The sequence below is a fragment of the Enterococcus sp. NBRC 3427 genome, assembly GCF_007996925.1.
Lineage (GTDB): Bacteria > Bacillota > Bacilli > Lactobacillales > Enterococcaceae > Enterococcus_B > Enterococcus_B lactis.
Window position 1 is genome coordinate 1 of record NZ_BJLL01000109.1, and the last position, 1,849, is coordinate 1,849.

Here is a 1,849-nt window from a genome sequence, read left to right on the forward strand (position 1 = left end):
AACCTCTGATTCACGGTGTTCCAAAAGTAGCTTCTTCGAAAAATAAGTCGAAATTTCACAAAAATTTGAGAAGCAATTTTCGTACATTCCTTCTTATTTCTTGAAGCTGACCACTTCTGTTACAACCTCTTTTTTAATAACCATTCTAAAAAGATAAAGTTCGTTTTTTAAGCGTTTTTATAAAATAAAAATAAAAATCATTCGATTTTATTTGAAATATGTATCTATTATTGATACAATGGTTCAGGATTAAATAATATAGAACGAGGTGTTCACATGTCATCTGTAGTAGTAGTAGGTACGCAATGGGGCGATGAAGGGAAAGGAAAAATCACAGACTTTCTCAGTGAAAATGCTGAAGTGATTGCACGGTACCAAGGTGGCGACAATGCAGGGCACACAATTAAGTTTAACGGTGTGACTTATAAACTGCATTTGATTCCTTCTGGGATTTTTTATAAAGACAAGATCAGTGTGATCGGAAACGGCGTTGTAGTCAATCCTAAATCATTGGTTAAAGAATTAGCTTATTTACATGAAAAAGGTGTAGAAACAAGTAATTTGCGTATTTCTGACCGCGCGCACGTAATCTTGCCTTATCATATCAAATTGGACCAATTACAAGAAGATGCTAAGGGCGAAAATAAGATTGGTACAACGATTAAAGGAATCGGACCTGCCTATATGGATAAAGCAGCTCGTGTAGGTATCCGTATTGCAGACTTATTAGATAAAGAAATTTTTGAAGAACGTCTTCGTTTGAATCTAGATGACAAAAACCGTCAATTTGTAAAAATGTTTGATTCAGAACCACTTGATTTTGACGATATTTTTGAAGAATATTATGAATACGGACAACAAATCAAACAATACGTCACAGATACTTCCGTTATCTTGAATGATGCTTTGGATGCAGGCAAACGCGTGTTGTTTGAAGGCGCACAAGGTGTAATGCTGGATATCGACCAGGGAACTTATCCTTTTGTTACTTCTTCTAACCCAGTAGCCGGTGGGGTAACAATCGGAAGCGGTGTAGGGCCTTCAAAAATCAATAAAGTTGTCGGCGTCTGCAAAGCCTATACGTCACGTGTCGGTGATGGACCATTTCCAACTGAATTATTTGATGAAACAGGAGAACAAATCCGCGAAGTAGGACGAGAATACGGTACGACAACTGGTCGTCCGCGTCGTGTAGGCTGGTTTGATTCTGTAGTTATGCGCCATTCTAAACGAGTTTCAGGTATTACCAACCTATCTTTAAACTCGATCGATGTATTAAGTGGATTGGAAACAGTAAAAATTTGTACGGCTTATGAATTAGATGGCGAACTAATCTACCACTATCCAGCAAGCTTGAAAGAGTTGAACCGCTGCAAACCAATCTATGAAGAATTGCCAGGCTGGTCAGAAGACATTACAGGATGCAAAACACTTGCAGAACTGCCAGAAAACGCACGTAACTATGTACGTCGTATCTCAGAGCTTGTTGGTGTACGTATCTCAACATTTTCTGTCGGACCTGATAGAACACAAACAAACATCTTAGAAAGCGTCTGGGCGCAAATCTAAGGATAAAAACGACGACTGAATCAGGACGTTCTTACCAGAGCGAGTCGAAGTGTTTATCTATACGATAATAATAACTTGAAGAGGTAGTGAAAGAGACGTTTAGCCTTATTGCCGATAGGCTGTCTCTTGAACACTGTTTATTCAGAATAAGGGACTGTGACAAAAACCGTGTCACAGTCCCTTTTTCCGAACAAACGGTGTTCAAAAGCTTGCATCTACGGCACTAAGCCCAATCAGATGAAAAATATGGAGTGCTATTTTTATCTGATTGTTCTTACTG

General features: G+C 38.6%; 1 protein-coding gene. It reads left to right on the forward strand.

Annotation, left to right across the window (positions count from 1 at the left end):
* Positions 1 to 276 precede the first annotated feature (276 nt).
* Positions 277 to 1,569: an adenylosuccinate synthase gene (locus ESP02_RS13050; protein ID WP_002288375.1), complete on the forward strand. Its 1,293-nt coding sequence runs from the start codon at positions 277 to 279 to the stop codon at positions 1,567 to 1,569.
* Positions 1,570 to 1,849 lie beyond the last annotated feature (280 nt).

Coding starts and splice junctions, on each gene's coding strand:
- ESP02_RS13050 (WP_002288375.1), top strand. CDS start 277: ATGTCATCTGTAGTAGTAGTAGGTACGCAATGGGGCGATGAAGGGAAA.